This window comes from [Bacillus] enclensis (assembly GCF_001456935.1).
Lineage (GTDB): Bacteria > Bacillota > Bacilli > Bacillales > Bacillaceae_B > Rossellomorea > Rossellomorea enclensis.
Genome location: NZ_KQ758482.1, coordinates 1,010,055 through 1,034,067 on the forward strand (window position 1 = coordinate 1,010,055; position 24,013 = coordinate 1,034,067).

The 24,013-nt window shown below is 43.0% G+C and carries 29 protein-coding genes and 2 riboswitches; of the genes, 5 read left to right on the forward strand and 24 right to left on the reverse strand.

Annotation, left to right across the window (positions count from 1 at the left end; translation table 11 throughout):
• Window positions 1–180: 180 nt before the first annotated feature.
• Genes gcvPB through gcvT form a run of 3 tightly spaced genes read right to left on the reverse strand, consistent with a single transcriptional unit; the run spans window position 181 to window position 4,108 of the window.
• The gene (gcvPB, locus tag AS034_RS05055; RefSeq protein WP_058297729.1) at window positions 181–1,647 is read right to left on the reverse strand and encodes an aminomethyl-transferring glycine dehydrogenase subunit GcvPB; all 1,467 of its coding nucleotides are present in this window, start codon (window positions 1,645–1,647) and stop codon (window positions 181–183) included.
• The gene (gcvPA, locus tag AS034_RS05060; protein WP_032087736.1) at window positions 1,640–2,986 is read right to left on the reverse strand and encodes an aminomethyl-transferring glycine dehydrogenase subunit GcvPA; all 1,347 of its coding nucleotides are present in this window, start codon (window positions 2,984–2,986) and stop codon (window positions 1,640–1,642) included. Before gcvPA ends, gcvPB begins: the two co-directional genes overlap by 8 nt.
• An 18-nt stretch (window positions 2,987–3,004) precedes the next feature.
• Window positions 3,005–4,108, reverse strand: a complete 1,104-nt coding sequence (gene gcvT / locus AS034_RS05065; protein WP_058297730.1) for a glycine cleavage system aminomethyltransferase GcvT — start codon at window positions 4,106–4,108, stop codon at window positions 3,005–3,007.
• Window positions 4,109–4,214: 106 nt separating this feature from the next.
• Window positions 4,215–4,293, reverse strand: a riboswitch (glycine riboswitch).
• Window positions 4,294–4,296: 3 nt separating this feature from the next.
• A riboswitch (glycine riboswitch) is annotated at window positions 4,297–4,387 on the reverse strand.
• Between the two features lie 177 nt (window positions 4,388–4,564).
• Here gcvT and AS034_RS05070 point away from each other — a divergent pair.
• Window positions 4,565–6,265: a DEAD/DEAH box helicase gene (locus AS034_RS05070; protein ID WP_032087734.1), complete on the forward strand. Its 1,701-nt coding sequence runs from the start codon at window positions 4,565–4,567 to the stop codon at window positions 6,263–6,265.
• Complete coding sequence (locus AS034_RS05075; RefSeq protein WP_058297731.1) at window positions 6,234–7,025, forward strand: YqhG family protein; 792 nt, start codon at window positions 6,234–6,236, stop codon at window positions 7,023–7,025. The genes AS034_RS05070 and AS034_RS05075 overlap by 32 nt, the downstream gene beginning before the upstream one ends.
• 37 nt (window positions 7,026–7,062) lie before the next feature.
• On the opposite strand, the gene AS034_RS05080 is transcribed toward AS034_RS05075, so the two are convergent.
• Genes AS034_RS05080 through AS034_RS22665 form a run of 9 tightly spaced genes read right to left on the reverse strand, consistent with a single transcriptional unit; the run spans window position 7,063 to window position 11,058 of the window.
• Window positions 7,063–7,245 (reverse strand): YqzE family protein, encoded by a 183-nt coding sequence (locus tag AS034_RS05080; protein WP_032087732.1) that lies wholly within the window; start codon window positions 7,243–7,245, stop codon window positions 7,063–7,065.
• A gap of 51 nt (window positions 7,246–7,296) precedes the next feature.
• Window positions 7,297–7,794, reverse strand: coding sequence for a shikimate kinase (locus AS034_RS05085; protein WP_244888125.1), 498 nt, complete (start codon window positions 7,792–7,794; stop codon window positions 7,297–7,299).
• 5 nt (window positions 7,795–7,799) lie between these two features.
• Window positions 7,800–8,201, reverse strand: a complete 402-nt coding sequence (locus AS034_RS05090; protein ID WP_058297733.1) for a hypothetical protein — start codon at window positions 8,199–8,201, stop codon at window positions 7,800–7,802.
• Window positions 8,170–8,598 (reverse strand): competence type IV pilus minor pilin ComGF, encoded by a 429-nt coding sequence (gene comGF, locus AS034_RS05095; protein WP_052011526.1) that lies wholly within the window; start codon window positions 8,596–8,598, stop codon window positions 8,170–8,172. The genes AS034_RS05090 and comGF overlap by 32 nt, the downstream gene beginning before the upstream one ends.
• Window positions 8,576–8,893, reverse strand: a complete 318-nt coding sequence (locus AS034_RS05100) for a hypothetical protein (RefSeq protein ID WP_058297734.1) — start codon at window positions 8,891–8,893, stop codon at window positions 8,576–8,578. The genes comGF and AS034_RS05100 overlap by 23 nt, the downstream gene beginning before the upstream one ends.
• Window positions 8,877–9,329: a competence type IV pilus minor pilin ComGD gene (gene comGD, locus AS034_RS05105; RefSeq protein WP_141687662.1), complete on the reverse strand. Its 453-nt coding sequence runs from the start codon at window positions 9,327–9,329 to the stop codon at window positions 8,877–8,879. Before comGD ends, AS034_RS05100 begins: the two co-directional genes overlap by 17 nt.
• Window positions 9,316–9,633 carry a competence type IV pilus major pilin ComGC gene (gene comGC, locus AS034_RS05110; protein ID WP_032087727.1) on the reverse strand — a complete coding sequence of 106 codons (318 nt, stop codon included), beginning with the start codon at window positions 9,631–9,633 and terminating at the stop codon, window positions 9,316–9,318. The genes comGD and comGC overlap by 14 nt, the downstream gene beginning before the upstream one ends.
• 23 nt (window positions 9,634–9,656) lie before the next feature.
• On the reverse strand, window positions 9,657–10,712 hold the full coding sequence (gene comGB, locus AS034_RS05115; RefSeq protein WP_032087726.1) for a competence type IV pilus assembly protein ComGB: 1,056 nt from the start codon (window positions 10,710–10,712) through the stop codon (window positions 9,657–9,659).
• The gene (locus tag AS034_RS22665) at window positions 10,663–11,058 is read right to left on the reverse strand and encodes an ATPase, T2SS/T4P/T4SS family (protein WP_141687663.1); all 396 of its coding nucleotides are present in this window, start codon (window positions 11,056–11,058) and stop codon (window positions 10,663–10,665) included. Before AS034_RS22665 ends, comGB begins: the two co-directional genes overlap by 50 nt.
• A 93-nt stretch (window positions 11,059–11,151) precedes the next feature.
• Between AS034_RS22665 and AS034_RS05125 the strand changes: the two genes are divergently transcribed.
• Complete coding sequence (locus AS034_RS05125) at window positions 11,152–11,343, forward strand: hypothetical protein (RefSeq protein WP_058297737.1); 192 nt, start codon at window positions 11,152–11,154, stop codon at window positions 11,341–11,343.
• A 70-nt stretch (window positions 11,344–11,413) separates the two neighbouring features.
• Window positions 11,414–11,602: a hypothetical protein gene (locus AS034_RS05130; RefSeq protein ID WP_058297738.1), complete on the forward strand. Its 189-nt coding sequence runs from the start codon at window positions 11,414–11,416 to the stop codon at window positions 11,600–11,602.
• Window positions 11,603–11,666: 64 nt separating this feature from the next.
• Here AS034_RS05130 and AS034_RS05135 read toward each other — a convergent pair whose 3' ends face one another.
• The gene (locus AS034_RS05135; protein ID WP_058297739.1) at window positions 11,667–12,218 is read right to left on the reverse strand and encodes a hypothetical protein; all 552 of its coding nucleotides are present in this window, start codon (window positions 12,216–12,218) and stop codon (window positions 11,667–11,669) included.
• 487 nt (window positions 12,219–12,705) lie between these two features.
• On the opposite strand from AS034_RS05135, the gene AS034_RS05140 reads away from it, so the two are divergent.
• Complete coding sequence (locus AS034_RS05140; RefSeq protein ID WP_058297740.1) at window positions 12,706–12,975, forward strand: hypothetical protein; 270 nt, start codon at window positions 12,706–12,708, stop codon at window positions 12,973–12,975.
• A gap of 160 nt (window positions 12,976–13,135) precedes the next feature.
• On the opposite strand, the gene AS034_RS05145 is transcribed toward AS034_RS05140, so the two are convergent.
• The 11 genes from AS034_RS05145 to AS034_RS05190 form a co-directional block, all read right to left on the reverse strand.
• Entirely contained in the window at window positions 13,136–14,281 is a 1,146-nt protein-coding gene (locus AS034_RS05145) for a peptidoglycan recognition protein family protein (protein WP_058297741.1), read from the reverse strand.
• Between the two features lie 52 nt (window positions 14,282–14,333).
• Window positions 14,334–14,606 (reverse strand): phage holin, encoded by a 273-nt coding sequence (locus AS034_RS05150; protein ID WP_058297742.1) that lies wholly within the window; start codon window positions 14,604–14,606, stop codon window positions 14,334–14,336.
• Between the two features lie 13 nt (window positions 14,607–14,619).
• On the reverse strand, window positions 14,620–14,871 hold the full coding sequence (locus AS034_RS05155; protein ID WP_058298093.1) for a hemolysin XhlA family protein: 252 nt from the start codon (window positions 14,869–14,871) through the stop codon (window positions 14,620–14,622).
• Window positions 14,872–14,965: 94 nt separating this feature from the next.
• On the reverse strand, window positions 14,966–15,103 hold the full coding sequence (locus AS034_RS22245) for an XkdX family protein (RefSeq protein WP_141687664.1): 138 nt from the start codon (window positions 15,101–15,103) through the stop codon (window positions 14,966–14,968).
• A 1-nt stretch (window position 15,104) separates the two neighbouring features.
• Window positions 15,105–15,296 (reverse strand): hypothetical protein, encoded by a 192-nt coding sequence (locus AS034_RS05160; RefSeq protein ID WP_032087717.1) that lies wholly within the window; start codon window positions 15,294–15,296, stop codon window positions 15,105–15,107.
• Window positions 15,259–15,657 (reverse strand): hypothetical protein, encoded by a 399-nt coding sequence (locus tag AS034_RS05165; protein WP_058297743.1) that lies wholly within the window; start codon window positions 15,655–15,657, stop codon window positions 15,259–15,261. Before AS034_RS05165 ends, AS034_RS05160 begins: the two co-directional genes overlap by 38 nt.
• Before the next feature lie 13 nt (window positions 15,658–15,670).
• A complete protein-coding gene (locus tag AS034_RS05170) occupies window positions 15,671–19,120 on the reverse strand; it encodes a phage tail spike protein (protein WP_058297744.1) in 3,450 nt (1,149 codons plus the stop codon).
• Between the two features lie 12 nt (window positions 19,121–19,132).
• On the reverse strand, window positions 19,133–20,638 hold the full coding sequence (locus tag AS034_RS05175; protein ID WP_058297745.1) for a distal tail protein Dit: 1,506 nt from the start codon (window positions 20,636–20,638) through the stop codon (window positions 19,133–19,135).
• A 10-nt stretch (window positions 20,639–20,648) separates the two neighbouring features.
• A complete protein-coding gene (locus AS034_RS05180; RefSeq protein WP_058297746.1) occupies window positions 20,649–23,231 on the reverse strand; it encodes a hypothetical protein in 2,583 nt (860 codons plus the stop codon).
• Between the two features lie 4 nt (window positions 23,232–23,235).
• Window positions 23,236–23,577, reverse strand: a complete 342-nt coding sequence (locus AS034_RS05185; RefSeq protein WP_058297747.1) for a hypothetical protein — start codon at window positions 23,575–23,577, stop codon at window positions 23,236–23,238.
• A gap of 26 nt (window positions 23,578–23,603) precedes the next feature.
• Entirely contained in the window at window positions 23,604–23,993 is a 390-nt protein-coding gene (locus tag AS034_RS05190; protein WP_058297748.1) for a tail assembly chaperone, read from the reverse strand.
• Window positions 23,994–24,013 lie beyond the last annotated feature (20 nt).

Here is a 24,013-nt window from a genome sequence, read left to right on the forward strand (position 1 = left end):
AACTCGAGTCTCCTGCCGCAGGAGCTCGACAAGCATAAAACGAGACCCCCAAAAAGGCGTACTTTGCCTTTGGGGGTCTTAGTTTGTTTACCCAGAGCTCCTGGCCGAAGGAGCCTACAATTAAGAAAGGATTGCCTTAACCGGCAATCCTTTCTTTGTTATAGATACCACTATCCTGACTTACGCTTCAGGAGTATAACGAAGAATCGGTTTTCTTGCTGCAAGGGTTTCGTCCATTCGTTTGACTACTGTTGTATGCGGTGCTTCCTGGACGATTTCAGGCGTTTCCTCTGCTTCTTTTGCAATCTGGATCATAGCATCGATGAAAGAATCCAGTGTTTCTTTCGACTCTGTTTCAGTCGGTTCGATCATCATGCATTCCTCTACGTTCAACGGGAAGTAGATCGTTGGCGGATGGTAACCGAAGTCGAGCAGCCTTTTCGCGATATCAAGTGTCCTCACTCCGAGTTTTTTCTGACGCTTACCGCTGATGACGAATTCATGCTTGCAGTGACGGTCATATGGAAGATCAAAATGAGGAGCCAGTCTTCTCATCATATAGTTTGCATTAAGGACCGCATTCTCGGTTACAGCCTTCAACCCGTCAGGTCCCATCGAGCGGATATACGTATAGGCACGTACGTTGATGCCAAAGTTTCCATAATAAGGTTTCACGCGGCCGATTGAATCCGGACGGTTATAGTCAAATTCGAAATGATCACCGTTCTTCACCAGAACCGGCTTCGGGAGGTAGCGGATCAAATCTTCTTTTACACCGACCGGGCCGCTTCCGGGACCTCCGCCTCCGTGTGGACCCGTAAAGGTTTTATGGAGATTCAAGTGAACGACATCGAAGCCCATATCCCCCGGTCTCGCCTTGGACAGGACGGCATTCAGATTGGCACCGTCATAATACAGCTTGCCACCGGCTTCGTGGATGATCGCTGCCATCTCCAGGATGTTTTCTTCAAATAATCCCAACGTGTTCGGATTTGTGAGCATAAGGGCCGCAGTATCTTCCCCGACAACCCTCTTTAGATCTTCGAGATCCACAAGGCCATTTTCATCCGATTTCACTGTCACCGTTTCAAAACCGGCCACTGTAGCACTTGCAGGGTTTGTTCCATGGGCGGAGTCAGGTACGATGACTTTTGTACGCTTCGTATCACCGTTTGCTTCATGGTAAGCACGGATCATCATTAGACCCGTCCACTCGCCGTGAGCTCCGGCAGCAGGCTGGAGAGTCACTTCGTCCATGCCCGTGATTTCTTTCAGATGCTCCTGAAGGTCATACATCAATTCAAGTGCTCCCTGGACACTTTCCGGTTCCTGAAGCGGGTTGATATGTGCAAAGCCATTTAGCCGCGCCACATTTTCATTCACCTTCGGGTTGTATTTCATCGTACACGATCCGAGCGGGTAGAATCCTGAATCAACACCATGGTTGCGTTTGGATAATGCAGTATAGTGGCGCATGATATCAAGCTCTGACACTTCCGGTAAATGAGGCTCCTCCGTCCGGATATAATCGGAAGGAATCAATTCAGAAACATCTACTTCCGGTACATCCAGTTCAGGCAGGCTGTAGCCGACACGGCCTTGTTTCGATAATTCAAAGATAAGAGGCTGATCCTGTAAGTTATTCATGACAATCCCCCAATTCCTGTGCAAATGCATCAATTTCTTCTTTGCTGCGAAGTTCAGTCACGGCAACCAGCATATGATACTTCAACTCTTCATCCACTAGACCGAGATCATATCCGCCGATGATTTCTTTTTCTAGAAGCTTTTTGTTTATTTCTTTCACAGGGGCATTCACTTTTACGACAAATTCATTGAAAGAAGGACCTTCGAATGCGATTTCAAATCCTTTTTTCTTGAGTTCCTCTTTCGCATAATGAGCTTTTTGGATATTCTGAAGGGCCATCTCTTTAACACCCTGTTTTCCGAGTGCCGTCATCGCAACGGAAGCTGCCAGCGCGTTCAAAGCCTGGTTTGAACAGATATTAGATGTCGCTTTATCGCGGCGGATATGCTGTTCACGGGCCTGAAGGGTCAATACAAATCCTCTCCGGCCTTCTTCATCGACCGTCTGCCCCACTAGACGGCCGGGAACTTTACGCATCAATTTTTTACTTACTGCAAAATAACCGCAGTGAGGTCCGCCAAACGCACTCGGGATCCCAAACGGCTGGGCATCCCCGACAACGATGTCCGCTCCGAGTTTTCCAGGCGGTGTCAGGGCACCAAGCGATAGCGGGTTGGAAGATACGACAAACATTGCTTTCTCGCTGTGCGCGGCTTCTTCAATCGCCTTCAGGTCTTCCACCCTTCCAAAGAAGTTAGGGTATTGAACGATGACAGCTGCAATATCACTGCTCATAAGCTTTTTCAATTCCTCAGTATCTGTGACGCCATTATGATGCGGAATCTCCACAACGTCGATATATTGGCCCTTCGCATACGTTCTTAGAACATCCCGTGATTCAGGGTGAACCGTACTTGAAACAAGAACTTTTTTGCGGCGGGTCTGACCTGCGCTTAACATGGCGGCCTCGGCCAGTGCAGTCCCTCCGTCGTACATGGAGGAGTTCGCTACATCCATCCCCGTCAGTTCGCAGATCATCGTTTGAAATTCAAAGATGGCCTGCAGTTCACCTTGTGAGATTTCAGGCTGATACGGCGTATACGCGGTGTAGAATTCTGAACGTGACAATACGTGATCGACGATGATCGGCGCATAGTGATCATAAACACCCGCTCCAAGGAAGGAGGCATGACTTTTCAAATCTGCATTTTTTGCCGCCATTTTAGTCAATTCTTTCACCAGACCGGTTTCTGACTTGGCAGGCTTGATATTATACTCACCTTTGAAGCGGACCTTCTCAGGAATATCCTCAAATAAATCGTCGATGCTGTTTACTCCAATGCTATTTAACATTTCCCGTTGATCTTGCTCTGTCATCGGTAAATAACGATGCTTCATGACCGTCATTCCTCCCTATTATTTAGTTCTCTTATAAAATGGTGTCGGAACCACTTTTGCGTTAACTTTCTTTCCTCTGATTTCAACCTGGATTTCTGTATCGATGGAGGTGAACTCTTTTTTCAGCAGGGCAAGGCCGACATTTTTCTTTAAAGTAGGAGACTGTGTCCCTGTTGTCACTTCGCCGATTTCTTCCTCGCCTGAAAATACTTTGTAGCCGTGACGCGGGATGCCGCGTTCGATCATTTCAATACCGACAATCTTTCTTGACGCACCTTCATCTTTCTGTTTTTTCAGAGCGTCCTGCCCGTTGAAAGGAATCTCCTTGTTCACCTTTACTGCAAAGCCGATCCCCGCTTCGATAGGGGAGATGTCTTTTGAGAGTTCCTGTCCATAAAGTGCTAGATTCGCTTCGAAACGCAGGGTATCGCGTGCCCCGAGTCCGCATGGAAGCACCCCGTCCTTCTCGCCTTCTTTTAAAATATCTTTCCAGATTGCGGCTGCATCCTCTGCATCACAGTAGATTTCAAAACCGTCTTCTCCTGTGTATCCTGTGCGGGAGACAAGGGCATGACGTCCATTGATGCTGACGTTGGATTGGAATTTAAAGAACCCGATCTCGCTCAAAGAATGTTCATTTGTCAACCTTTGCAAAACACCTTCAGCAAGCGGACCCTGCAAAGCGAGCTGAGCCATATGCTCGGAGATATTATTGATTTCTACTCCGTCTGTTTCATGCTGTTTCAGCCATTCAAAATCCTTATCGATGTTCGCTGCATTGACCACCAATAAATAGTCATTATCTTTTATTTTATAAATCAGAAGGTCATCAACGGTGCCGCCGTCTCCATAGCACATTGCAGTATATTGAGCCCCGCCGTCTTTGACTTTGGATACATCATTGGTCATCATTTTCTGTAAGTATTCGAGAGCCCCTTCGCCCTTCACTTCGATTTCTCCCATATGCGACACATCAAAGAGCCCTGCACGGGTCCTGACCGCTTCGTGCTCTGCTTTGATACTTGAGAATTGAACCGGTAATGCCCAGCCTCCGAAGTCGATCGTCTTTCCCCCATACTCTTTATACACTTCATATAGAGGTGTTTTTTTCAAATCTGCCATTAGACTTCCCCCTTAATATCATCAAACTTTTCCTTCTGTACGCTTCCTGCTGCCAAATATCCGCGCATGAAAAAAGACAGAAAAACCCCTTTTTTCAAAAGAGTTTCTCTGTCCTTTCACCTGAAAGTTTACCGGTAAAACGGCTTTCCCCTTTGGTGGCTTCCAAATGGAAACACTCTCCAGAGCTGCGTCCAGCAAGAGTCTTTTTGCCTGAGAGATTCACACATTGATGTTTGCTCCTTCGGCGCTGTATGGTACAGTCTCTCCCCTTGCTATCATTCGCCAATATTCCTTGCAACATTTGGTCATACTAGAAGTATAAACAGTAGAAATGTTATTGATGTGAATGTTCGGATTATTATAGTTTTCAAAACATTAGGTAATCTACTCTCATCCTACCATTAAACATAAGTTCCGGGCAATCATTTTTCTATCAAATAAGGAGATGTTTTTCACATGAATGTTGACGTTGTATTTAATGAGGAGTGGGGCGATGGTCTCGATACGTTAATAAATAATGACGGCCCCTGGGGGAGCTGGGAGCTCTACAAGCTTGCAATAGAATGTGAGCAGCATCTGGCAATCCCGAACTTTGAGGGCCTTCAGGCACCAAAACATTTGGCTAATGTGACTCCGCTCCCCCATCAGCTCGAAGCTGCCAGACAGGTAGTGGAAACAATGAACGGAAAAGCCATCCTTGCCGATGAGGTGGGCCTCGGGAAAACGATTGAAGCTGGTCTGATATTAAAAGAATATATGATTCGCGGACTCGTAAAAAAGGTTTTGATACTCGTCCCTGCATCACTGGTGTCCCAATGGGCATATGAACTGAACAGCAAGTTCTTCATCCCTGCCGTCGCGCAGCGCAAAAGCTATGTCTGGGATCAGTGCGATATCGTGGTTTCCTCCATGGATACCGCAAAAAGGAGCCCGCATCGCGAGAAAGTTTATGAACAGGACTATGACCTTGTCATCATTGATGAAGCTCACAAACTGAAAAATCATAAAACCAAAAACTATGAATTTGTCCAGAATCTCAAGAAAAAGTTTTGCTTACTTCTTACAGCCACACCGATACAAAATAAAGTAGAAGAAATCTTCCATCTTGTTTCACTGTTAAAACCTGGGCACCTTGGGAATGAATCCGGATTCACCGACCGTTACAAAAAAGGAGACCGGACTGTCCATGATGATGACTCCTTGAATCAGCTCATCAATAAAGTCATGATCCGGAACAGGAGGAGTGATACAGGAATTGAATGGACGAAGCGCCACGTCAAAACGATACTCATTGATTTCAATCAGCCGGAACGAGACCTGTACGACAGTATCAACTTATTGAAAGGGAGCCAGGAAGACTGGGCCGCGGCCAGTTCATTTTCACTCCTCACATTGCAAAGGGAAGCGTGCAGCAGCAGGGAATCCGTTTTTTACACGCTGAAAAACATGATCGAGAAAAAAGAAAATCCTACTGCCGCATTCGAGAATACGATTGGCACACTCATGAAAAAAGTGGAAAACGTGACCGTGAATTCAAAAGCCCAGAAAGCGCTGGAACTGATCCAGCAGATAAACGACAAGGTCATTATCTTCACTGAATACAGGGCGACACAGCTGTACCTGCAATGGTTTCTGAAGCAGCACGGGATCTCTTCTGTACCGTTCAGGGGCGGTTTCAAAGGCGGAAAGAAGGACTGGATGCGTCAGCTGTTCCAAAACCACGCCCAGGTACTCATTGCAACTGAAGCTGGCGGCGAAGGAATCAACCTCCAGTTCTGCCACCATGTCATCAATTTCGACCTGCCTTGGAATCCCATGCGCCTTGAACAGCGGATTGGACGCGTACACCGTCTCGGCCAGACCGAGGATGTGCATATATACAACTTTGCCACCAGGGATACGGTGGAAGAACATATCCTAAAGCTGCTGTATGAAAAAATCAACCTGTTCGAGAGGGTGATCGGCCAGCTCGATGAGATTTTGACGAGGCTTGATTTTTCAGATTTTGAAGAGCACGTCACGGATATCCTCTCTTCCTCGCGAACCGAGGGAGAGCTCAAGATCAAAATGGAAAACCTGACCAGTATGATTCAGTTCGCAGAAGAATTAAAGGAGGAAAAAGCCAATGCAGCAGCGCGAAATACATCAATTTCTTGAACGCTATTTTACAGCAAACGGCTGCGAGCTGGTTGCAAATGGGGAAGGCTATATGACCGTCCAATTGACGATCGATCTTGATAAAGAATTGATGAACCGTCCATTTTACTGGCATTATCTGGAGAAGACAGGCGGGACCCCAAATCCGATGACCTTGTCTCTGGTGACGGACGGGGAAAAAGCACCGGAAGATTTCAAAGGGGAACTCATCCATTTCGGCTCCCCGCGATTACACCAGATATTCCGTTCGACAAGAAATCTTGCAGGATATATCCGTCTTTATGAAGAAAGAATGAATTTCAACGGCCAGCAGGTGCCTCTCCATCCATGGCTTGGTTTGAATATCAAAATTTCTCATGTGACAAATTTGAAAAAGGACAGGATTGAAAGCATTGGTCTTAATTTGATCAACGGCCACATACAGGAGGACTTTCACAATCACCTGTTATCGAGAAGATTGACCCCTAAGATTCCCGACTTTTCTTTTACTTTGACTCCGATCATTAAACCGCAGAGCGGGATAAATCGAATTCAAGGTTATCTGCTGAACGGAATCGAACAGGAATCCTTCTCCTGGGCAGACGAAGCAAGGAAAAGATGGGAAGAAGATCTGGATCTCCTAAGTCATTTTTACGGTAATCACGAGGAAAAACCGGAATCGTACCACCTCGAAAAGCAGGCGTTAAAAGAACAATATGAACCCAATATTACAATTGATATCATCAATGGAGGAATATTCTATTTACAGAACACCCATTGAGCATAGAAAAACCGCCCTGTCATTTACAGAGGCGGTCCTATTTTTTATTCTTTTTAAACAGCACCAGGAAGGCATATGGCAAGACCCCGAACCATCTGAATAAAAAAGGGGGACGCTCATTCTTCCTCTGGTGTTTCAGAGTTTTTCGTTCATGTGGGGATTTTTCGTAATGCTGAACAAATGTCTGGGTTATGAACTTTACGTAATCATTTACTGACATAAACGCACCACCTTCCGCTTCTATCAGTATATCCGCACCATCAGAATTTAATCATGATTCGATGTGGCGCTTCAATTCATTCAGTGTCTCTTCAATCGATTTACCGGTGGTATCGATTTCTGAACTACTGGCATTTCTATAAAGGGGCAGCCGGCGGTCGTAAAGATTTCGCAATTGGTCCCTGGAATTTTTCAGGACGAGCGGTCGTTCACAGTCTCCCTCCAGCCGCTCCCATAACTCTTCAAATGAACAATAAAGGTGGAATACCTTCCCGCTTTCACTTAGTATGTCCCTATTCTCTTTTCGTTCGATGATCCCTCCACCTGTGGTGATGACTGCTTCCTTCTTTTTCACTTCCATCAAAGCTTGTGTTTCGATTGTACGGAAAAAGCCTTCACCATCTTCCCGGAAGATTTCCTTTATCGGACGGCCTTCCTTCTCTTCTATGAAGTGATCCATATCAATTACGGGGAGATTCTGAAGCAACCCTATTTCCTTACCGACAGTTGTCTTCCCCACTCCCATGAAACCTATTAAAAAAATCGGCATGCACATTACTTCCAATCTATGATTTGTTTTGTTTCCCTATTATACACAACAGAGACCGGCTTAAAAACCTTCTCATCTGTTTGATAGGTTATTTCCATCAGCACCTCGTGTTCATTCAGGAGGGAATTCACTACTTCTGTTTCACCAAAGTCCCCCTCATGTATGACTGAAGCGGGCACAGGATCTTTCATTCCGAGGAGCGCACCATGGGCAATGCTCACCTTTCTTTCATACACTTCTCCCATATTGACCAAATAGCGGTATTTACTGAGAAAAAGGCTTGTCGACAATACAGCCGCCGTTATGACGATCATGAACAACAGCATTGAATAGGGAAGCAGAAAACCTCCCTCATTAAGGTACTTCCGGTTGAATTTACTTGTAATGATAATATTCACTTTCAACATTCTCTCCCTCTTTAAACACTACAGAGATCTTAATTCCTTGCTGGACTTCTGTAATAACAAACGAATCGATTTCTTGAAGCACGACCTCATGCCCGAGTCCGCCAACCCTTCTCCTTACTGAATCTTGATACCGCTCATACGTAATGGTTCCCCCATCGCTTTCAAACGAGATTTCTTCCGGGGAATACAGAATATTACTCCCTCCCCACATTTCCGTTCTCAGGCTCTCGCTGAACAGATTCCATTCATAATACCTAGGAGGGAGGCTTTCTTTTTGGATGATCTGAAGTCCTTTTATGACAAGTGGAAAGCTGAGCGATATGACCAAAAAGATCATAAAGGACAGCAGGGCATCGAGCAGAGTGAACCCCTTATTATTCAGAAGCACATATTTCATCGGTGACTCCCTCCTTTTCGAAGGCTACACAAGGACTGGTGAGGTCATTCCCTTTCCAATTCAGGGTGTAAAGCACTCCCTTATACATCCTCGTACTATTTTTATAGTCATCCGTCACAACTGCATGCTCAATCCCTTCAAGAAGGAACTTCATTGCCTCTACCCTATGCTGTTTTTCTTCAAGTGTGGTAATCATCCTGATGCTTAGAGGAAGGGAAAATGCGAGCATCATCATGAAACAGCTAAAAGCGACCAGGCTTTCGGGAAGTGAAAAACCTTTAGAATTCCTGTACATAAAATCTTCCTTGTCCGATTTGGAATGATAGTTTTATCGTGGTCTCCCCAGCATTGAAATAAACCGGACCGAACCGGTTGGTGTTGCCTGATGGGTTGTAAATGATTTCATTCAATTTATTGTTCTCTGATATTGTGACGCCGGCCGGAAGAGAGCGGGAGACCAGCGTATTCCCAAAGTAGTCTTTAGCAACATATTTATTTGCATAAGGATAAAACAACAGGGTCGTGGAGGATTGCGAAAAATAACTTTGACTTTGAATGAGATACAAGTCCGATTGCAGCTGGGAGATAAAAAAATTCTTTTCCGTATGCTCTTTCAATGGCGCAGCTGAAAATGCAGCAAACGATAAAAGGACCGTTAAAATCAATAGCACAATGAGCATCTCGATGAATGTATAACCTCCTTGATACGCACCCTTTTTACTCTGCCGCAACTGTGTCTACATTTCCCTCCGCATCAATCGTCAGTGATTGTCCATCGGGGCATGTTTGATGATTTTCATTAATATATTTCTTATCTACCAGAAGTGCCATCGTGACCGGTATCGCATTGCCGTTATCCATCTTATATGCTTCCACCTGCCCTTCCACCATATTGATGAACGCTTCACATCCTTTCGAATTGATCTTACTGCTCTGACTCGTGACATTCGGGATCGTTACGAATAACAGGACAGAAATGACCAATAACACGATCATCATTTCAATCATGGTAAAACCCTTTTCATTCTTTAACATAGTGATCCTCCTTCTTGATTAAATTAAATGCCCTGCATCATTTGAAACAGCGGCATCATGATGGAAAAATAAATGGCCATGATGAACAATCCGACGAAAGTGAAGATCGCCGGCTGGATGTACTTGAGTATCTTGTTTCCCTTCTCTTCAAGTTCCGCAATACAAATTTCACTGTACATTTTCAATTCATCTGCAAGCCTCCCGTTTTTTTGACCGTGGGAAACAACATAAGATAACTCTTCCTGGAAAAAGGAAATCTTAGAGGTGCAGTCGTACAGCGGCCGGCCTTCTTTCAAACCGTCCAGCAGTTTTTTTGAAATGTATTGCAGGACGGGTCGATATGTCTGCCTCTCAATGATTTTAAGAGATTCAGTGATCGACACACCATTTTTCAGCAGAAAGCTGAGTTCCCTCGCAAAGAAATGTGTCTGCCCATGCTTGATGAAAAAAGACAACAGCGGGAATCTTATCAAGAAAGTGATATGGCTTACCTGGAATAACTTATTTCTGAATAAATAAATGAAGGGGATGATCGTTGCCACAATCAGGATGAACCCCAAAAAATATGAGGGGAAACTTTCGATGAACCAAAAGAGGTAACTATAATTATCTGATTGATCATAACCTAATGAATGGTATAACGATTGGAAGCGCGGGAACAAAATCCTGCGGAGGAGTACCATGAGCATGATGGCGATCATTACGAGAAAAAGAGGATATTGAAGGACCTTCACTAGTTTTTGTCTGCCCTCACTCATTTTCAGGAGATAATCCCCTGCTTCCTTAAGCGTGGCACCCATCTCGCCATGATGTTCTGCAAAATAAATCTGAGCGGATACCTGCTTTGGCATGTTGAACTGACGGTCGAATATCGATGAGAGTGGCTCTCCTTTTTGGAGAGAGTTGGTGATCCTCTTTTTTAATTTATCTGAACCGTTCCGCCCCGGCACAAGAAGAAAATCAATCGCTTCTGAAAATGTATATCCCTTTTCCAGTAGATCACCCGTCCTCTTCAGGAACTTCCCTTGGTCATCCATTTTCTTCATGTATCCATTTGCGGAACTCAGAATCCGGAACAAATCCCAATGCCACCCCCTTGTTGATCAGTGTACGAAGAGTAGGATACTGATAATATGCATCTTCTCCCCTCGCTTCTTTAATCACTTCCTTAAGTGCACTGCCCGTCACAATTTCATAGACCGAGGCCCTTTTCACCGGACCTTTGCCTTTACAATCCGTATTGCAATCAGTCTCACACACTGAACATTTGAGTTTCAATAGTCTTTGAGCGGATACCCCTATCAAAGTCTGCTGTATATCATGCCAGTGCACCCCCAGTTCCATCAGCCTGTAAACCGCACTTTTGGCGTCTTTGGTGTGTAAGGTAGTTAAAACCAGGTGGCTAGTGATAATGATAGAACCCAGTTATTTATATTCATTTCTTTTTTGATAAATAAAAAGGGAATGTTTTACATTTGTCGAATTAAGTAAAATAAGACAGGAAGGAGGTGAATTACAATGGAGAAAAAGATTTACTGTCCACATTGCCAGGAAGCTTATTTACCTACTGATCCAGTGGTTTTAAACAGATTACATACTATACTGCACATGGATTGTCCAGATAATGAAAACCATCCTTACATTGACGAAGGAACTTTTGAGGAGATTGTAAAGAAGTATTCATTTTTTGATAATAAACTCCTTAAATAGAAGGAAAAATAAATATAACAATTTACTGAGTACTCTTATTGGGGTGCTTTTTTATTTTGAGGTGAGATTGATGGACTTAGTAAGTGCATTGGCAGCAAAAGGAGAGTTAATCACTCTTAAAGACAAATTAATTACATTGGGCTTGGAAATTGATGATGGAAAAGCAAGCAAAGAAGAGTTATTAAAACGAGTTGCAATGTGTATTGAAAATGTGGAAGAACTTGAGACAATGGTAAGGTTTAACTATGACAAGTACTAATATCTAAATTTGGATATACTGAATACAATAACTCCCCTGCTTGTAAAAGAGGGGAGTTTTTGTATTATCGACTCCAAATTGAGACATGTGTTTTAGTAGAATAACTACTGTCATCTAGTGCAGAAAAATTATATGTATACCTTACATCAATTTCCATCGCACCATTTTCTCCTGATGCAACAGAAGAGAATACTGAACTATCGAACCAAACAGTTCCATTATCCCAATTCCGGTACATATCAGCAGCATTTATTACTTTCTTACCTATATAGGTATAATTATTGTTACCATCATACTCATATAACATAATTTCCACTATTGGCTGATATGTACCATAGGGATTGTCGTTATAAGCCGGATAAGAAATTGTTGTTGGATCAAAACCAATTTTCACCCCAAAATCCTCACCACTGTTCAGTGCAAATGTCTTGCCAGCTTGTTGATAAGTTTGGTAATCCCAGTCAGCATAATTCCAGTGTTCACTTGCATTGTTCAAATACAAATAATGATACCCTAATGTATCAAGTGCAGCTGAAGCTTGAGATAAACCTAGAGTACTAGAAACAGCTAGAGCAACAATTGTTGCTAAAATCCCCTTTTTAAATACCTTTCTCATTTAATTACCTCCTATTACCTTTTTTGGAACATTTATAAACTATCACATCAATATCCATTATTCTACAATTTTTGACAAATAAGGATTAAATTAGTTCTAAAGTAACCGGAAAAGCGAGATGTGACCTTTAAATATTAAAATACTAATACTGGTAATGAAGTTTTTTGTTTATATAACTATAAAATGATGTGAACAAGTTGGGCTTATGTTAATGGAATGTATTAAAAATGTCGCAGAACTTGAGGTGATGGTAAGGTTTTAGGTTTGATTACTTTGAGATTTAATTTATATTGGAAGCTAAAAGAAAATAAAAAATCCCTCTTCAATTGAAGAGGGTGCAAAAAACATGCCAAGGTTGACTTGTCAACGTGTAACATTTTACCACAAAAACCGACTAATTACACAGGGAAACTTCTTGTTTATATCTTGAAATCAATTGCTTACTTTAAAGATAATTATACAAAAGGGTAATGGAGGTATAGACCACATGAGATTTGTAATGGACTTGAAACTCAGAGTCAATGACGAAACCCTTACGTTGAAACACACACTGGATTGTTCCAAAGAAGAGTTAGCCGAAAGACTATATGAATGGTGCAAGGATTATGAATTGAATGTAGCAGAGTGTGAAACAGTAATTGAAAGTTTAATAATAAATGGTGAAGAAGATCTTAAAGAGGAAGTATTGAAATTAGAAGTGCAGCACTTCCTCACCTTACCTGATGACGATAGCCCAAACAAAAAACCCCTTCCCTAAAGAAGAGGCAGCATCATTAGTATGTACCTTCAATGGAAGGGGTTAACTCAATATGCTAATAGTAGGATAGCCAATCCTACAAACATGTTACCATTATTACACAAATATTAAAAATCTTTTTAAAAATTTAACCCTCTCCATTTACGAAGAGGGCCATACTTTAGTAAGCACTATATTTGCCAAACTTACCTGTGATATATGCGAGATCACCGTCATAAATCACTTCCCAGTAACCCGAATCACTGTTTTCCCCTTTCACTGATCCGGTCACCTGAATCGTTCTACCTTTTTGAATTGTACCGAGGTTCTTAGACTTGTTCCGATCCGGGCGGTCTTGAATAATAGCAGCTGCAGAAACATTGACGATTTTGATTTCCCCGATTGCTATCGGTCCACTTTTCCTGGGTTTAGCCGGCTTCTGCGCGGTAGATGTAGCCGGCTTATGTTCAACCGAAACAAATTCCTCCGACGCTGTGAGATAGTATGTTTCACCTTCGCTGTTCTTTACCTCATACTGCCAGGCGTTGTCAACTCTAACTTTACGCACAGCCTGTGGGAATCCGTATCCTTTAGGTAAGTGTCCTGCCACGTCTTTATCCTCCCAGGAAGGCTTAGAGTAGTATCTCAAGTCGTCAACCTTCGAACGCACCCAGTTTGTTTTACTGGAATCTGTATTCTCTTCCTTCGCTTCTATGACTGCCGGCTTGTTAGGAGGAATTACGACCTTTGAATCTGTCAGTTCCAAGAGTTCCTTCCACAGGTTAGGATTCGATACCATAGGGGCAGGGCAGTTTTTCCCGGTGACATCAAAGTGGCGAACAAAACGATTTTTGGTCTCTCTTAGTTGTTTGAAATTCCTCTGTAAATACTGGTGAACAAGTGCTGTACGAGCGATTGTATCTGGATGGATAGTTCCATCTGGTTCAACACACATTTCTACATGGATGCAGAGTAAGTTTGCGTTACCCTCAGGGTAGCTTGAGTCTGTAGCTCTAAGTGTTTGCAACTTTAACCTAGCTGTTCCACCATCATTAGCGCCAAAACACACCTCATTCAGCGGCACTAATTCGAGAGCTTTGTGCTTATCGACAAAGATATGTGCACTTGCGTATCTTTTATCGTCTTCTGGCAGATCGTCATTTTGGTTTGGGAGTGTCTCGTTAAAGTATTTAAAATGATTCTCCGCTGACGCTCCATAATTGGCTGTCCAATGATTAACCACAGCTTGCACCCTCAGTAACTTGATCCCGGTTCTTGTTGTCGGATGCTTTTTTATATGCTTCTCTTTGTAGTTTAACTTAATCACACTAATCTCTCCCTTATTTTTGATATAAGAAAAAGCCCTCCGGAGGAGAGCCCTACTTGTTGCTTGGTTTCACATATAATTTTGCTCTGTTGCTATCTCCAATACCTTTTACAGTTGGATCAGTCACTGCATTAAATACAGACCAGGCGGTGATGGCCAATAAATATGGATTGGTAAAAGCCTTAATGAATAGGTCCCCCACAGATGACCAGGATGTAAGATCCTCCATAGCCAATCCTTGATAAGCCAATAAGGGCAGAAATAGAGCTCCCAATACCTGCAGCAAGAACGTTCTGTTGAGAAATCTAATTTTCCAGTTAATCAAATGATCACTCCTTTTAGTTTTGAATAAAGCCATAAAAAATAGCAATCGCTCCCCCGATTACTCCGGAACTGATTGCTGTGATAATGGCACCTGTAATTTTTCTTTTAATCCAGGTGGTATTCTCATCAATTTTATTTAAAGTGTTATTTAAGGTAGTAATCTGCTCATCATGCCTTGTAGTAGTGGTTTTTAGATCACTTACTTCTTTTTCAAGAATTTTGATGTCGCTTTTCATTTCCACAATATCTTTTTCATAGTGGTTCATGGTTTGTGCCTCCTCTGTCTGCTGCAACGGAAACGCCCCCTCTTTTTATTTTTCATGTGGACCGGACCACCTCCTTCAAACAAAATAAAAAAACCTACACTGTCGGGTAAGGTTCTCCAATAATTTCTTCATATTGCGCTGTTGTGATTTTTTCGCATTCAACTGCCGTACCTACTTGCTCTTTTGACCAGAACATCGGATACCACCCTTTTATATACTTGTACCAATCCACCTCACACCACCCCTTTCGTCATCAGGTCATAAATGAGATCTGCCTGCTGCTGCTGACTTTCCTGGAGAGCTGCAGTTGTGGTCATGACTTCGAATGCCAGTTCAGCGTTCTGAGCTTGCAGACGATCTACTTCTTGCGGCAGACTAGTGTCCGCCTTAAGATTGCCTTGTTGGATTTTCGGGCTCAGCTTCATCTGGTACCACCCCCGGTTCTACATTTTCTTTTCGGATGACAGGAAAGATCCGAATTTCTTGCTTTAACACATCCACCCAAAGGTGTTTGTGAATTAATCGATTGGTTCCTTCATAAACCGGAAATCCATCAATTGCCTGTATAAGCTCATATGTGTACTCATCTGCACTATCTACAATGAACAAGGCATACACGGATTCAGTTCCTTCTGCGATGTCGAAGTTAACCTCTGGAAGCTCATGCCTTCCGGTTTTATCCACGAAAGCCCCGGCCGCCAAATGGATGGCAGAGTCCAAATACTCCACCTCTAACCCTTCCGTCCACTTTCCTGTATTTTCACATGCCTGTGTGAAGATCTCCATTTAATCTCCTCCTTTACGATGGCTCATAAACGACCATCAAGTTAATGTCGATCGATATCCCACTTCGGTCACGGTTGGCCGGGTTGCCCAGATACACATCGAAACCCGTGGCGCTTACATTGTATACACGGGCATTGAAATACGTTGAATTACCGTTATAAGGTTGAGCCATCACCCAAAAGATATTTTCAGCACCACTGAATGAAAAACTCAACGGTCCAAAGTAATTGCTTGAGTATGATCCAGCCGTAATTTTCGTACGGCCGAACCAAGTCACCAGGTTACCATCCAGCGATCCATGCGCGTTTGTAAGTTCCGATTCCAGCTTTGCTCCCATTGCTGCGAATGAGCCACTTGACTTGGACTTTAATAACGTCTTCATTGGCAAATATGCTCGGTCAGTGAACATTTCGAAGTAGTCCCATCCGGCATCATATGTATCGGATCGGAACATTAACTTACTTGCACCTGTACCGGAACCTGTGTACTGCCAAACCTCGAATCCTGTGCGATGGGTGTTAGCCGGTGATAAGTTGTCACGACCCGTAAGAACGAGAACATTGGACCAACGAGTACCACCGGAGTCCGTGTAGTTGTTGACACGCACTTCAGGTACATACCCGTTAGCAGAACCACCTTGGTATGTTGATTTTAAAGACAGCGCACCGTCGTCATAGCCAGGACGATTGGCTCCGTATAAACTAGTGGAGCGCTTATCGTAATCTAATTTTAACCAGTTCTTCGCAGTCCCGTCGGAAGAACGGAATCCAAGAACTAAGTGGCTAATGTAACTATGGATGTCAAGTCCAGGGTCGCCGTCTGTAATATCATAGCCATCACGCATGTTACCTACGAGACTACCGGTTTGATCATAAATTCTAAGACCGTCTTCGTCTGCTCGGAGAACCGGTACCCCGTTACGGTATGACTGTAGCACTCCGTCATTTAAGATAACTTTACCACCATTGCCATTATCTGAACTTACTTTTCCATCAAACGTTCCACTGGCCCCAACAAGCTCTCCAGCAAACTTGATGTTTCCGGAAGTGTCAAAGTAAAGAACGTTCTGCCAAGCATGACTAGTTGAAGCTCTTCTCTGGATAACATAACCCAGAGTTGAATTAGATACTGTTCGAACCAAACCGTCCCCTCTGGCAGTTACAAAACCATCTTGATTTGTAATGCTTACTCCGTTATACGTTTGGCCTTTCATCACAGCGTTTTGATCAGCATAATCTTCTGCATCAGCTAAGGCATCTAGGTATGCTGCTTCTGAAACTGCATCTGCATGCCCTTTAGCATTTTGCTCTGCGTCTTCAGCTCTTTCGAAAGCATTGTCTGCTTTTTCTGTCGCTGTTCCGTCCATATCAACGCTAACTTCATAAACTGAATATCCCGAAGGAACATTTCCACTGGTCCAGTCGACACCTACCCAACCGGTTGTTTGAACATTTTCAGTAATATAACAATGAGAACTAGTAGGATATCTGCTTGTGTTTACATAAACTTCAAGGTATACATCATCATAAGTTGTGTTTGTTAAGATCCTGGCTTTACTAAAAGGAATAGATGAACTATATCGTGAAGAAGAAATAACAGATATCTTGGGATTATTATTGTAATTTACAGTTGCTTCAAAACTAACGGTTTGATGGTTACCAGAAGTTCGATCGACGAGAATAAACTTCGCATACGCTCGGCTGCCTTTGTTGACGGCAATTCGATACCAGCCTCCTGAACTTAGTGCATTGTGATAATAATAATTGTTACCGATGGTAGAAAACTTGTCCGAGAAGTTGGTGTTATCGTTGATTTCATTTGGCCCGATCGGTCCTTCCGGGCCCTGCGGTCCACGCTCCCCTTTGATTTTCACCCAATTATACTCGCTTGGATCATTACTATCTGCAGAAGAAAAATCGGTATACGTGCCGATATACAATTTATTAGTAGAATCAGAGGTAGAGAACCCCGATGTTCCTGTGGAATCATTCGCCCAAGCTGTATGAAAAAACGGGGTACGACCGTCGTCTCCCGGCTCGCCCGGGATTCCCTGCTCTCCATCAAAAAGATTTGTAATAGTGATCCTTCCGATTGAGAGAAGTGAATCTTGAATGACATCTACAGTAAACGTCGCTTTCTCATCAATGTCCGCTGCAGAAACGGTGAGGTCTTTCCCGCTATAGTTAAAACCCGATACCGGGAAACCGTCTTTATCCCGCTTGTTCCAAACGTAAGTATAATTCGCTCCGTCCTCATCTACTTCTTGGCCAGATAGAAATACCCTGGCTTTTAAAGTAGTAGTTCCGGATCCATTTTTAAATACTTCTCCGGCACTGGACACCACCGTTGTGACCAACATTCGGGCGAACTTTTTCCTGATTTGATCTTGAATGGAGTTCCAAATGGATTTAACCTCTGCCTCGGTGTATTCAATGTAGTCACCAAGAATGACTTTCTTTTTAGATTTTTGTGTGATCGATCGTTCCTGGGTATGCACCCGAGCTTCCAGATAGAGAGGAGGATTGAACTTTTCGTCTTTAATTTTGATGGTGTCACCGAACCGGATCTTTTGATTTTCGAGTCCTGGCACATGCTCTAAGTCTGCGATTGTCGATTCATATTCCACCATATCCTTAACGCGCTTTTCCAGCTCGTTTTCGGTTAACGCGGTCAGTCTTTCTTCGGTCATGTCCTGATCGGTCGACTGTGGCTCATATGGTTCGATTAAATGCTTCCCGTTCCTTCCCCATCGAGCAAGGGCTTCCTTATCCTCTACCAGGACTTCAAGCCGCGTCCCGTCTTCCCTCTCAGGTCCGAGACCGAGGAGAGCCGTTACCACTTCATCTTTTTCCCGCCGTTTCACCTCGATTAGGTCTTTACCGAAAGTAGCTTCTCTTCCATTCCAATCCCCTACTCTTTCAACCATATCGACATACCGTCCAGTGACTCGATTGCCTTCCGTTTCAATACGAAAGGAAAGTTCTAGCCCGAATGTATTGGCAATGCGTTTCAACAGAGTGAAAGGGTTCGTGTGGTTTTCTATGACAATTTCTTTCGCACCGGCATACACAATATTCCCCACCTGATACTCAGTGCCTGATACAGCAAACTGCACATGATTTTCTGCTGAACCGGTCAATGATGTGGGGCTGATTACTTTAGCCTTTTTCAGTTCAAGATAACTTGCTGTAGTATAAACTTCGCTTAGCAAACCCTCTCGGGATCGATACTTTAATGTTTCATTGATGATTAGTTCAACGAATCGATTCTCTTCATCCGGTATGATGACCCGTTTCCGTTTGGTAAGGTGGGATGAGAACGGCTTATTTGCGAAGGTTGTAAAATCGAATGTCTCTAGGTTATCTTTTAACGATTTCCTGTGTTTGTTGGACAGAATATTTTTTGTCGTTATGATATCTAAAATCTCATCAGTCTGATGATCTAAAATATGAATCTGCGTCATATTCTACCCTCCTTACTTGTATGACTCTCTATAAATACCGGAAACATTAAAAGAATTGCTTGGATGAACAATCATCTGATTCTCACCTTTTTTCAACGTAAAATAAGATGCCCCAAAGTCTTTATAACTCTTGGCATCTTCCCCGTTAATTAATATTTCTTCATTTTTATGATCAAATGTAATTTTATCTCCTACATCTGCAATGATCGGGATCTCATCTTCTTTTAAACTATTGATCCGCCAAACTTTAAGGTTGTAAATATTCATCCGGGTTGCTTCTGTATTCGGCCACTTTCGGAAGACCACCTGTATTTTGGCTATCTTATCTTCAAATATACCTTCGACAGGGGGAATATAATGTTGTTGTTGGACATAAACCCTCTTCCCATTCACAATCTTAGCGAAGTAGAACCACCACCGGTTTCCCCGACGTTGCAGTTTCATCAAGCCGTAAAAGTTGTTCCAATTTTTAATGTTACCTGGGGCAGCTGTGTTTATAGGAAAGCGTTGATATTCGTCATACCCTAGTTGAACTCTCCCGTGTATTCGGTCTGACCCTTGGAAGGAATCAGACATATGGATACGGGCCACTTGGCGGTCAAGAGCATCTAATAGATACACTTCCACCATCCCCGTCCCCCAGTCGACATTATTATTCCGTAGAATACAATCCATTTCAAAATCTTGAACTTCTTCAGGAAGAGACTTTACAAGTCCTGGCCCCTGCCACTTTTCGGGAGCTACAGCTGTCCCAAAGCTTTTTGGCCTGAAGCTTCCTCCATCTGTTTCAATCTCACCACGAATATATCCATTAGTCACTGTTGTAGCAGCAGCCCAGCCGGTCAATGTATTCATCAAGTCGGCAAGGATGAGAGTGTATTCTTCTTTAGGGGTACTCTCCACTGGAGCCGGCCGGCCAATCATCATATATTCATCAAATTGATTCTGGATCATGGCAAATGTGATCGGCGCCAGGACTTCCAATTCAAAAACAGGATTGGACTCTGCAGATCCCGATGTGTTGATAACTGCGGAGTCCCCAGCAAAAAAAATTGGTTTTTCGGGACCATACTTCTTAGGATCAGAGCATAGAAATGTCAGAGTCCCTATCAAACTATTACTGTTTTCTTCTGGTAGCTCATTCACTGAAAGGGAAGCATAATAGACAACATCCTCATCTGTAAAGGAGAGTTCCTTCTTAGATCCATCTAACAGACTATTCAAAAGGGTGGTCCGTCTTCTGAAACCCTCGTTTGTCTTGTCACTTATCTTATACTTAACCGTAATTTCTCTTTCTCCCGTACTGTGTTCGTTAGATTCCATAAGTCCATCCATACCAGGCACTTCAAACATATTAATGCGGTTCGTTAGGTTAGCTCTTCCGGATACAGTCAATGTTGTGAAGCTTCCTTCATCATCGCTTAACACTGAATCAAAATTAATTCCGTTAAACACCGTTTGGATAGACAGTGAGGTACTTGATGTACCCCGTTCCGTTAAGTTTACAAATCCGTACATAAAGTACCTCCTATCTAAAACTATTTAAGGTATCAAGCTCTCTTGTTTGGACTTCTGTAATATCATCAACAAAGGTTTTATATGTTTCCCGGCCCATTTGTAAGTAGATATAGGCTGGTTGTTTGTTATTCACCTTGACTTCTGCGTTAACCGCGCTGCTTACTTGAGCAGTGCTGCTTCTTTTCAGGCCCTTTAAACTTGACCGGATGCTTGCTGAGTCTACTGACAGATCAGGATTAAAGGCTGTCCTGACACCACTTGCAAGTTTTGAAGTTGCACGGACCAGAGGCGACTTTGCCTTTTCAATTGATGTCCGAATTGGACCTTTAAAGTCCATTCTATGAATATCACTCAAAGGTCCTCGCTTGGCAGGAGAGAATGGCCAGAAGTCCCGGACTGCTCCGACTATGTTTTCTACCTTGCTAAGAATCTTCCCTTTCATCGCAGCTAAACCATCGATTGCACTCTGGATAATCGCTTTCCCTGATTCGTAAAGGTCGATACTTTTGAAAAAATCAGTGATGTTCCCTAATATATTTTCAACAAGGTTCTCCATGTTACCAAGCTGATTTCTCACCGCACTGACCATACCTTCAAAATCTCCAGTTAGCAGAGCAACCAAGAAATTCAGAGCATTTTTAAACGTGCTTTTAATAAAGGACCAGACGGCCTTGATATTAGACAATGCCATTTGCATGTAGCTTTTGACCGCATTTTGTAGCTGGCTGAATTTATTTGAAACCCATGACTGGATTTTCGAGGCGATATCCCTTATCCACGTCCAAACGGCCGACCAGATTTTCAAGGTCCATTGCTTCACCTTGTCCCAGTTGGCAATGATCAACACAACCAGCGCAATCACTGCTGCAGTCACCCATCCAATCGGGCCAAGCGCGATAAACCAGGCAGCGGCCATTCTTGCAGCATGAAACAAAGCTTGGACTCCCATCCACGCCCACTTTGCAACGAAGACTGCTGAAGTTGCTATCATTTTAGCTATTGCAATGGCCATCTTCTGACCGGTAGCCAGTGTCCATGCAGCTGCCACCTTTGCCCCGTGTAGTAACGCTTGTATTCCCATCCAGGTCCATCGAGCAATGAAAATGACTGATTGAGCTATAAATTTCGCCACCGTAGTTACCATTTGTACAACAAACTGTCCTAATGATTTAATCATCATCGAGATTCCGGTGACCAGTTTCGCCCGCATCATACCTGTCTTAAGCCATATAAATGTAGCCATTCCTCCAAAGGCTGTTTTCACAAGAATGATAAGTGGAGTTAATGAAATCAAGACACCAGAGAGTGATAGCATCCAACTAATCACCTGACCAATTAACGGATAGGTTTTCATCATTTCTGATGACCAACTTAAGAATCCATTCACTAGTTCAAGAATCTTGGATCCCAGTGGAGCCATACCTACACCTAGTTGGATTAAAAAGTCAGTAAGGTTCCCGATCAACGCCATAACCTTTGGCCCGTTTTCTCTCACATACTTGATAAAGTTTTGAAATCCTTTTGATTCTTCTAATTTTGCTGACCATGCTGCGAACCTCTCAGTTAAACCAACCAGCCCACCTTGCATATCCTGCGATAGAGGAGTGAATGCGACCATTAAATTCATGATTCCTTGCATGACATTAAAAAATGATTTACCCATCGCTTCCATCGATGGACCAACATTATCATTCAGGAATTTAATGAAGTCTTTGAACTCTTTAGTCTCCATAGAAGAACTGAAACTTTTAGAAAGTGAATCGACCGCCTTGATTGCTCCATCAAAAGCAGGCTTTAATTTTTCTAACAGAGACTGAAGCTGACTTAGACTCCGGACGAAAATGTCCATCACCGGCTTCTCAAACTGCTTTGTGAACTTACCCCAAAACTTGCCGAATTTCTGAACGGCTTTTAATCCTCGTTGCTGCTCTTTAGATAAGCTAGCCTGGGCTTGCTCGATCTCTTTTAAGATTTCAGCACGTTTTTCTAAATCAGTCGTGTTAGCAAGCTCTTCACGTAAGTCCTTAATCGTCTTATTCGCTTCAAACACATCGTTTAAAGCTGAGGTCGCGACACTTCCGAACAATACAGCCCCGGTGCCGGCCGCGGCAAAAGATGTGACTAAACCTCCAAGTGCCCCAGTTAAGCTTGCAATGATTGGTACTAAAGCAGGTAATGCTGCTAATAACCCACCACCAATGAAGTTCCCCGTTACTATTCCAACAGAGCTGATTGTTTTAGCTATTCGATCGATTCTCCCTTGGAACTTATCAACCCTTGCCTCCACTCGGACAATGATTTTTTCTCGAGCGAGTGCTTTAGCCTTTGCACTTAAATTATTGATTTTCCTGTAGAAGCTTACGGTATCAGCATCCACTTCTTTTTCAGCTTTTTTCCTGGTGAATCGCTCCATCAATTTCTTTGCAACTTTGATGTTTCGTTTTAAAGGTTTAATGTCAGCCTTTAATGTTGTATCTTCTGCAGATTCAGATTCTTGTTTAAATCGTTTTGTAACATCCCTAGCTTTTTGAATTGCATTTCTGAATTTCGTTATGTTCGCTTTCAGTTCTGCTTCTACTGAGTAATTGGACATTTAGTCACCCCTTTCTCGAATTTCTTCGCAGGGCAATTTGGGCAGGAGATAAATCCTTGGATGTTTTTTCAATAGACTTCCCTGAATCTAATTCATTGTCCACAGCTTTCAGCACAGACTCGTAATCAAAGAAATCCTTGAACTCTTTAAAGGCATACTCCTCTTTCGGTTTCTTTTCTGTTCCTTTGTTGATCTTTGCTTCTGCATTGCGAATGAGGAAAGCTAATTTATGCAGCCTATACTCCTCATCGATTTCCTTATATTCCTGGGCATATCTCTTATAATGAAACTCGGTCAATGTCATCTCTTCTACATCGATCAACCGTTCCATCCCCAGCTTGCGCAAAGAATAGATAACCACCTCGTCGTAGGTTAATCCTCTATTGTCTTGCTCGCTTCCTTCACGACTTTCCCCTTTTGATACTCTTCTGGAACGAGCTTTCGGGTCATAGGTTGCTTTCCCAATTCATACATGACTTGCTCTGCGAACTCATCCAGCCCTTCGTTTTCAGCAATATCATTTAAGATTGATTCAAAGTCCTCTTCTGTCTTAGGCTTTTTCTTATCGTGAGCAGTAGCTGCCTGAATCAATTTATACAAACAGATGATATTTCCCGACTGCAGGCCAGGTACCAACATTGTTTCAAGCCCTTGTCCGAGACTTACATTTTCCACTTCCAACCCTAATGAACGATCGATTGTGGTTAAAGTGCGAAGTCCAAATGATAATTCGATATCTCTTCCGTTAAAGGTGATATGCAAAATCTATTCCTCCTCAAAAT

Coding starts and splice junctions, on each gene's coding strand:
- AS034_RS05165 (WP_058297743.1), bottom strand. CDS start 15,657: ATGGAGATCTTCACACAGGCATGTGAAAATACAGGAAAGTGGACGGAA.
- AS034_RS05180 (WP_058297746.1), bottom strand. CDS start 23,231: ATGTCCAATTACTCAGTAGAAGCAGAACTGAAAGCGAACATAACGAAA.
- AS034_RS05160 (WP_032087717.1), bottom strand. CDS start 15,296: ATGAAGCTGAGCCCGAAAATCCAACAAGGCAATCTTAAGGCGGACACT.
- AS034_RS05170 (WP_058297744.1), bottom strand. CDS start 19,120: ATGACGCAGATTCATATTTTAGATCATCAGACTGATGAGATTTTAGAT.
- AS034_RS05100 (WP_058297734.1), bottom strand. CDS start 8,893: ATGTACAGGAATTCTAAAGGTTTTTCACTTCCCGAAAGCCTGGTCGCT.
- comGF (WP_052011526.1), bottom strand. CDS start 8,598: ATGAAATATGTGCTTCTGAATAATAAGGGGTTCACTCTGCTCGATGCC.
- AS034_RS05125 (WP_058297737.1), top strand. CDS start 11,152: ATGGAGAAAAAGATTTACTGTCCACATTGCCAGGAAGCTTATTTACCT.
- AS034_RS05070 (WP_032087734.1), top strand. CDS start 4,565: ATGAATGTTGACGTTGTATTTAATGAGGAGTGGGGCGATGGTCTCGAT.
- gcvPA (WP_032087736.1), bottom strand. CDS start 2,986: ATGAAGCATCGTTATTTACCGATGACAGAGCAAGATCAACGGGAAATG.
- AS034_RS05090 (WP_058297733.1), bottom strand. CDS start 8,201: ATGTTGAAAGTGAATATTATCATTACAAGTAAATTCAACCGGAAGTAC.
- AS034_RS05135 (WP_058297739.1), bottom strand. CDS start 12,218: ATGAGAAAGGTATTTAAAAAGGGGATTTTAGCAACAATTGTTGCTCTA.
- gcvT (WP_058297730.1), bottom strand. CDS start 4,108: ATGGCAGATTTGAAAAAAACACCTCTATATGAAGTGTATAAAGAGTAT.
- AS034_RS05175 (WP_058297745.1), bottom strand. CDS start 20,638: ATGTACGGATTTGTAAACTTAACGGAACGGGGTACATCAAGTACCTCA.
- AS034_RS05155 (WP_058298093.1), bottom strand. CDS start 14,871: ATGAACCACTATGAAAAAGATATTGTGGAAATGAAAAGCGACATCAAA.
- AS034_RS05140 (WP_058297740.1), top strand. CDS start 12,706: ATGAGATTTGTAATGGACTTGAAACTCAGAGTCAATGACGAAACCCTT.
- comGC (WP_032087727.1), bottom strand. CDS start 9,633: ATGTTAAAGAATGAAAAGGGTTTTACCATGATTGAAATGATGATCGTG.
- AS034_RS05080 (WP_032087732.1), bottom strand. CDS start 7,245: ATGTCAGTAAATGATTACGTAAAGTTCATAACCCAGACATTTGTTCAG.
- AS034_RS05130 (WP_058297738.1), top strand. CDS start 11,414: ATGGACTTAGTAAGTGCATTGGCAGCAAAAGGAGAGTTAATCACTCTT.
- gcvPB (WP_058297729.1), bottom strand. CDS start 1,647: ATGAATAACTTACAGGATCAGCCTCTTATCTTTGAATTATCGAAACAA.
- AS034_RS05075 (WP_058297731.1), top strand. CDS start 6,234: ATGCAGCAGCGCGAAATACATCAATTTCTTGAACGCTATTTTACAGCA.
- AS034_RS05085 (WP_244888125.1), bottom strand. CDS start 7,794: ATGCCGATTTTTTTAATAGGTTTCATGGGAGTGGGGAAGACAACTGTC.